Origin of the sequence: Bradyrhizobium sp. 31Argb, assembly GCF_043638955.1 — a bacterium.
Taxonomy (GTDB): Bacteria; Pseudomonadota; Alphaproteobacteria; order Rhizobiales; family Xanthobacteraceae; genus Bradyrhizobium.
Genome location: NZ_JBEGDB010000032.1, coordinates 40676 through 48192, shown reverse-complemented (window position 1 = coordinate 48192; position 7517 = coordinate 40676). Strand labels below are relative to the sequence as shown.

The following is a 7517-nucleotide window of genomic DNA, read 5'->3' as shown; positions in this document are numbered from 1 at the left end:
GCGAAACTACTTCGCCGTCGTCGCCATTGCCGCCACTCTGCTCTGGATAAGGTAACTGTCCACACGGCCTAGCGCGGCGATAAACGCGTCGTAGCGTACTTCGGAGATCAGCCCTCTCAATTGATGAAAACGGCCGATAGCGATCTCACGGACGCTGAATTGCGCGCGGCGGGCCGTCATCGATCGGCGCGGCAATTGCCGACTTACGCAAAACGCACACGCAAGCAACTGATCTCAGGCACTAAGAAGCGTCGCGAGGAGCGAACAAAAGCAGCTGGTTTGTCGGAATAGCCGCTGACCGCTTGTCGGAATGGCCGCCTCGCAAGATACCTAAGCTATTGAAAAGCTTGGTGGGCGCACCAGCGCTCGAACCTGGGACCCGCTGATTAAGAGTCAGCTCCGGGTTGAGAACAATCAATGACTTGCCGGTCGCACCCCTGGGCTTATCCAGCCGAAAATGGGCGTTCGTCGCACGATCATATTGCACTGTCTTTGCTCTGGACTATCCATGCACCTCGAAACCTAAGCTGTTGCTCCGTCTCATTCCCCGCGAGTAAGCAATCCGCGCTTTCCGCTACCGACACCGAATTTTTGAGGCCAAAGCAGTCCTCATGGTGGCTTTTGGCCTTGCGCCTACATGGCCATCAGCTCAAACGTCCGCTTGGCGACTATAGCGACCCTTTCTACGAAATCGCTTGCCATTGCTCGCTCCATCGTTCTGCAACGGCAGTCCCTATTGAGCGGCCATTACTGAACGCTCGGCCTATGGATTCGAATTCTGATCGATGGCTTTCTGTCGCGAGGTAGATTGCGCGACACTCCTCACGCTTCGCGATGGACTTAGCGGCCAAGTTCCAAAGGCTTGTTGGCGCTGTCGAGGAACTCAACCGTCGTAAACCACAAATCCGCATCTCCGACGTTTTCGAGGTCGTGGATCTTGTATTCGCCTTTTCCATAGACGAAGTGACGGGTCTCGCCAGCCGAATAGACCGCCTCGACGATCGTCCCATCCTCCGCATGCGACTGCGCCCTCCCCGGCGTCACTGCAGTCCAAAAATAGTCCAGTACATGGCGATGGAATCCAATGCGCTCGCCCGGAGCAAGCCGAATTTCCCAGACGCGTACGCGGTCCGTTTCCGACAAGAGCCGCGTGCCGACCCGGCCGTTGAATTGATTGGCGTCGAACTCCTTGCGAATGACATCGGGCCAAGAGGCCCAGCCCTTTTCGACCACATTAGCGTTCATTTTGGTTTCTCCTTGAGTTGGGTTCTCCGAGAAGCATCATTCGACGGCCAGGCCCGTCTGCGCGCGAACATGCTGCGCGCCAAACGATGCGCGGACCGAGGCAGCCGCCGCACTGCGATCGAGCACCGACACCGCCCAGGACACGGCGAAGGCCAGCGGAACCGAGACGAGGGCCGGATTGTCGTAAGGAAACGGCGCGGGCCCGAGCTTGAACGTGGCGGTCCATACGCCCGGGCTGAGAGCGACCAGCCCGACTGATGCCAGTAAGCCGGCGAGCGATCCGCTCACTGCTCCCCGCGTAGTGAGGTCGGGCCAGACGATCGAGAGCAGTATGACCGGGAAGTTCGCGCTCGCGGCGATCGCGAACACCAGTCCGACCATGAACGCGATGTTCTGATTCTCGAACAGGACGCCCAGGCCCATCGAAAGCACGCTGATTGCGACTGCGGCCGCCTTCGATACGAGCACTTCCTCCTGCTCGCTCGCACGACCTCTGCGGATCACGCGCGCGTAAAGATCGTGGCTCGCCGCCGAAGCGCCCGCGAGCGTCAGCCCCGACACGACGGCGAGAATGGTGGCAAATGCCACCGCGGAGATGAACCCGAGCAGCAGCGATCCGCCGACGGCATCCGCCAGATGCAGGGCCACCATGTTGACGCCCCCGAGCAGCCCGCCCGACGCATCCCGAAACTGGGGATTCGCCGAAACGATCGCGATGGCGCCGAAGCCGAGCACGAAAAGCAGACTGTAGAAGACGGAGATGAATCCCGTTGCGACCAGCACCGACGTGCGAGCCTCACGAGCGTCGCTGACGGTGAAGAAGCGCATGAGGATGTGCGGCAGTCCGGCCGTACCGAAGATCAGGGCCAATCCGAGAGAGATCGCCGACACCGGATCCTTGACGAGACCGCCGGGGGCCATGATTGCGTCGGCTTTTGGATGCAAGGCGACGGCTTCCCGGAACAGAGCCTCCAGACTGAAGCCGAAATGTCCGAGAATCAGAACCGACATCAATACCGAGCCCGACATCAACAGCACGGCCTTGATGATCTGCACCCAAGTCGTCGCCAGCATGCCTCCGACAGTCACGTAGACCATCATCAGTACGCCCACGATGCCGACCGCGTAGATGTACGGAAGTCCGAACAATAGCTGGATGAGCTTTCCGGCCCCGACCAACTGCGCGATCAGATAGAAGACCACGATGACCAGGGTATTGACGCCGGCAACTGCCCTAACCGGCACTTCGGAGAGCCGATACGCCGCGACGTCGGCGAACGTATAGCGGCCGAGGTTGCGCAGCGGCTCCGCAATCAGGAACAGGATCATCGGAAAGCCAACGAGAAAGCCGATCGCGTAGATCATGCCGTCGTAGCCCGAGGTGTAGACGAGCGCCGTGACACCCAGGAACGTTGCGGCCGAGGTGTAATCGCCGGCAATTGCGAGCCCGTTCTGGACGCCTTTGAGACCGGCACCCGCAGCATAGAAATCCTTTGCCGTGTTCGTGCCCCGTCTCGCCGCCCATAGTGTGATGGCGAGACTGACCGCGACGAAGCCGAGGAACATGACAATCGCCGTTGCGTTCAGCGATTGCCGAGCGCCGCCCGCGGAAGTCAGCGCGTCCGCCGCCGCAGGCTCAGAAGCAAGTGCGACTGCGGTTGCGGTAAAGGCTGCGTAGCCCGAGCGCGCAATCATCGAAAATCCTCCAGCAGGAGCTGACTGAGCCGATCGAAACGGGAATTCGCCCGCCGGACATAGAGAGCGGTCAGCAGGAATCCGAAGGCGATCAGACCGACGCCGATCAGCACGCCCCAGGTCATCACGGTGCCGCTCCACAGCGGATGCCCGAGCAAACGGGGCCAGAATGCGACGGTCAGAATGTAGGCGAAATACGCGACCGTCATGACGATCGACATGCCGACGCCGAGGCGCGCGCGCTCGCTCGCGAGCTGTCTGAACGCGGGACTATTCTGAATGGCCTGTAGGTCCATTGGTTGGTCCCCTCCTCCTTTTTTGAATTCGGTCACGCAGCGATTCCCGTCGTGACAGCGGTCTCCGCCATCACCGCCTCGGGGGTGCGGTGGCGTTCCGCCATCGCCCGTTCTTCGGCAGTGGCAATCTGCGCCTGCATGTAGGCGCCGAGATCGCGGGCGCGGCGGACGACCGCGGCTCCGAACGGAAGCCGGGTCGACTCGAATTTCGCGAGCGCGGCGGGCAGATCGCGCGGATGGGCCCGCAATACGTCGACCAGAGCGGCCGCATCTCCCGCAGCTTTCGTCACTCCCATTCCGACGTGCGGCCTAGCCACGAAAGCCGCATCGCCCAGGATCACCGTTCGGGGTCCGAGGACCATTCGCGACGTCTCGAGATCCAGGATGGCCTGTATGAACGGCTGGTCCGTGAGGCGGACGACCTCGGCGAACTGCGGCGCAAGCAGTCGCTCCGCGTCCCGACGCATCGAGGCGATCACGTCGGGGCGTATCCGGATCGGCGGAATCGACAGTTCGTGCCGGACGCCGTCGATGTCCGTCAGGAGATCGGCCAACCCATGGCCGGAGTCGGCCGGACGGTACCAAACGAAATTGAAGCGACGTTCGCCGACATCCATCTCTTCGTTGGCGCCGGCGACGGGATAGCCGAGCATCTGCTCCCCGGGAGGGAGGCTGAAAGCGAACCAGTCGCACAGCTCCGCGCGGGTCCTCGGCGATAGTTTTCGTTCCTCGACGAGGCCGCGCCACGCGACGTAGCCGGCATATCTGGGATAGACATCCGCAGCGAGCTGCGCCCTGACGCACGAAAAAATGCCGTCCGCGCCGATCAGCAGATCTCCCGAAGCTTCGGAGCCGTCGGAAAACCGCGCCGCCACGCGGTCGTCAACCTCCGCAACCTCCACAAGGTTCTTGCGGTGATGGTAGTTCTCCGCCGGAAAGGCTGCCCTCAGAAGCCCATAGAGGTGCCCCCACGAGGTGAGGACCTGACGCAACTTGAGCTCGCCCTCGATGTGGCCGCTGCCATCGAGCACGCGCCGCCCCGGGACGGCGACCCCGACTGCGGCCGCTTCCGTGTCGATGCCAGCTCTCCCCAATACCTCGAACAACTCGCGATGAGTGACGATTCCCGCGCCTCGGCCTGCCAGTTCGGCGCCGATACGTTCGTATACGTCGACCTTCCAACCTTCCCGGCGCAGCAGCAATGCCGCGAACAGTCCGGCCATGGATCCGCCGATCACCAGTGCCTTCGGCCGCGTTTTGCCCGTCCAGCCATCGTTCGTCATGAGCAGCCTCCCTTGCGGTGCGGTCGGACGGGAGTTGTCGGGCCGCTATTTATCGTTTGATCAATTATCGAGGCGGCATTGACTTGAGTCAATGACTATTTATCGATCGATAAACAAAAAGTGACGAACCGGCTGGCGGGATCGGACAGGACGGGAAATCGGTGTATGAAGTTGCAGAACCGCACTCAAGCCCACGAATCAGGTGTGAAGAAGCCGAACAGAGCGCGTCCCAGAACGCCTATCCGAGAGCAGCAGAGGCTGGACCCGTCCGAGCGGGAGGCCATTATCGCGCGAGAAGCGGTCTCGTTCTTCGCCGAGCACGGGTTCGAAGGACAGACCCGCGAACTCGCGAGGCGCCTGCGTATCACCCAGCCCCTGCTCTATCGCTATTTTCCGAGCAAGGAAGCCCTCATCGAGCGGGTCTATCAGGAGGTTTTCGTCGAGCGCTGGAAGCCGTCGTGGGAGAAAATCATCACCGATCGTTCGGTCCCCCTTAAGACCAGGCTGATCCAGTTCTATCGCGAGTACGCCGAGGTCATTCTCACCTATGAGTGGATCCGCCTGTTCATGTTCGCGGGCCTGAAGGACCTAGGATTGAACGCCCGCTATCTCAGAATGCTGCGCGAACGCGCGTTCGAAAAGGTGATCGAGGAGATCAGGCTCGAATACGGGCGTCCCTCCACCCGCGAACTCCCGGTTACCGTTCTCGAAATCGAGATGGTGTGGGGGCTTCATGCGGCGATCTTCTATCTCGGAGTACGCCAGTTCATCTATTCGATGCCGCTCGAAACGGACGTCAATTCGATCATTGATGCGAAGGTGGCGACGTTCCTCGGCGGCGTCCGCTCCGTTCTGCCGGCGAAGGAAAAGGGCTAGCGCGAAGACGTGAGCTCACGGCTTTGTCATCTTGCAAATCAGGCGTGACGCATTTATAAGCAACGCGTTGTAGCTCGAACCGGGGAGGATTTGCATGATTTCGGCTTATTCGCAGATCGCGCGCTCCCGTTCGATGCTTGTACTGGGTATGCGGTCGCGCCGTTGACCACCAGTTCTGACCGGGGCTGACGTCCCGGTCCCTCAAACCTTCCAACAACTTACCGATCTTTCAACGACGTCCGCGTCGCGCGCTTTCGCGCCGTCGCGCGTCAATTCAGATGGAGTCGGCCCGCGCGGCGAGCGCGGCCGGATTGCGCCATGACCATTCAAACTGACAAACGTCCCGCCGCGATCCGCGTCGTGATCCCGTTTACATTCCGCCATTGGCTGAAGCAGCCCACCCGCGCCACGACCGTGTTGGTCGGCTTTCTCGGCGCCACCGTCGCCGACCTGTTCATGCCGGTTTACTCCGGCCATCTGGTCGACGCCCTGACGCTCGGCACCTCGGACCTGGCGGCGCGACATGCGGCGATGGTTGCGTTCGGCGGCATCGTCGCGCTTGGCCTGTTGTCGATCATCCTGCGGTTTGTGGGGCTGCAGGCGATCGTGCCCTTCACGCTGACGACGATGTCGGATGTGGCGCAGGAGGCGTTCGCGCGGGTGCAGCGGTTCTCGACCGACTGGCACGCCAATTCGTTTGCCGGCTCGACCGTGCGCAAGATCACCCGCGGCATGTGGGCGATCGACCTGCTCAACGACACCGTCCTGATGGCGCTGTTGCCGTCGTTGATGGTGCTGGTCGGTTCGATGGTCCTGCTCGGATTGCACTGGCCCGTGCTCGGCGCCGTGATCGGCATCGGCGCGGTGATCTATGTCGCGATGACCGTCGTGCTCTCGGTGAATTATATCGCACCGGCCGCGCGCGTCTCCAACGCCTGGGACACCAAGGTCGGCGGCACGCTGGCGGATGCGCTCACCTGCAACGCAGTGGTGAAATCGTTCGGGGCGGAGGCGCGCGAAGATACGCGGCTCGCCGGCGTCATCGCCCGCTGGCGCAGGCGGGTGCTGCGCACCTGGCTGCGGTACAATGCGACCAACATGGCGCAACTCGCGGTGCTCTTGTGCTTCCGCGCGTCGGTGATCGGCGGCGCCATCCTGCTGTGGCTTGCCGGCCGCGCCTCGCCGGGCGACGTCACCTATGTGCTGACGAGCTATTACGTCATCCACGCCTACTTGCGCGACGTCGGCATGCACATCAACAATCTGCAGCGTTCGGTCAACGACATGGAGGAGCTCGTCACCATCCATGGCGAGCCGCTCGGCATCGTCGATGCGCCTGACGCAAAGTCGATCGACGTCCAGGGCGGAAGGATCACGTTCGACAACGTCACCTTCCTCTATGGCGGGCATCGCACGCCGCTCTATGACGCACTGTCGATCGATATCCGCGCCGGCGAACGTGTCGGGCTGGTCGGTCGGTCCGGCTCGGGCAAGACCACGTTCGTGAAACTGGTGCAGCGCCTCTATGACGTCTCCGACGGCCGCATCCTGATCGACGGTCAGAATATCGCTCACGCGACGCAGCAGTCGCTGCGCAGCCAGATCGCGATCGTGCAGCAGGAGCCGATCCTGTTCCACCGTTCGCTGGCGGAGAACGTCGCCTATGGCCGGCCCGGCGCCAGCATGGCGGCGATCGAGCAGGCGGCGCGGCTTGCCAATGCGCATGACTTCATCATGCGATTGCCGAAGGGCTACGGCACGCTGGTCGGCGAGCGCGGCGTCAAACTGTCCGGCGGCGAGCGGCAGCGCGTCGCGCTGGCGCGCGCGTTCCTTGCCGATGCGCCGATCCTGATCCTGGACGAGGCGACCTCGAGCCTCGACTCGGAATCGGAGGCGCTGATCCAAGAGGCGATGGAGCGGTTGATGAAGGGCCGCACCTCGATCGTGATCGCGCACCGGCTGTCGACGGTGCGCGGCCTCGACCGCATCCTGGTGTTCGATCGCGGCGAGATCGTCGAGCAGGGCACCCATGCCGCGCTGACCGCGCGACCGGGCGGCATCTATCGCAGCCTGTTCGAGAGGCAGGCGACGGAGTTCGGCCGGGTCGCGGCGGAGTAGCCGC

At 62.4% G+C, this 7517-nt stretch carries 6 protein-coding genes and 1 tRNA gene; 2 read left to right on the top strand and 5 right to left on the bottom strand.

The features are described 5' to 3' along the window. Positions 1–348 precede the first annotated feature (348 nt). The 5 genes from AAFX91_RS09140 to AAFX91_RS09120 form a co-directional block, all read right to left on the bottom strand. Positions 349–437, bottom strand: a tRNA-Lys gene (locus tag AAFX91_RS09140). Positions 438–840: 403 nt separating this feature from the next. Next, the gene (locus tag AAFX91_RS09135; RefSeq protein ID WP_282532068.1) at positions 841–1245 is read right to left on the bottom strand and encodes a hypothetical protein; all 405 of its coding nucleotides are present in this window, start codon (positions 1243–1245) and stop codon (positions 841–843) included. A gap of 36 nt (positions 1246–1281) precedes the next feature. Beyond that, positions 1282–2940, bottom strand: a complete 1659-nt coding sequence (actP, locus tag AAFX91_RS09130; protein ID WP_130579862.1) for a cation/acetate symporter ActP — start codon at positions 2938–2940, stop codon at positions 1282–1284. Continuing rightward, positions 2937–3272: a DUF485 domain-containing protein gene (locus tag AAFX91_RS09125; protein WP_394566233.1), complete on the bottom strand. Its 336-nt coding sequence runs from the start codon at positions 3270–3272 to the stop codon at positions 2937–2939. Before AAFX91_RS09125 ends, actP begins: the two co-directional genes overlap by 4 nt. Beyond that, a complete protein-coding gene (locus AAFX91_RS09120) occupies positions 3269–4519 on the bottom strand; it encodes an FAD binding domain-containing protein (protein WP_394566232.1) in 1251 nt (416 codons plus the stop codon). The genes AAFX91_RS09125 and AAFX91_RS09120 overlap by 4 nt, the downstream gene beginning before the upstream one ends. A 165-nt stretch (positions 4520–4684) precedes the next feature. Between AAFX91_RS09120 and AAFX91_RS09115 the strand changes: the two genes are divergently transcribed. After that, positions 4685–5395, top strand: coding sequence for a TetR/AcrR family transcriptional regulator (locus AAFX91_RS09115; RefSeq protein ID WP_245476333.1), 711 nt, complete (start codon positions 4685–4687; stop codon positions 5393–5395). Between the two features lie 318 nt (positions 5396–5713). Continuing rightward, complete coding sequence (locus AAFX91_RS09110; RefSeq protein WP_394566231.1) at positions 5714–7513, top strand: ABC transporter ATP-binding protein; 1800 nt, start codon at positions 5714–5716, stop codon at positions 7511–7513. Positions 7514–7517 lie beyond the last annotated feature (4 nt).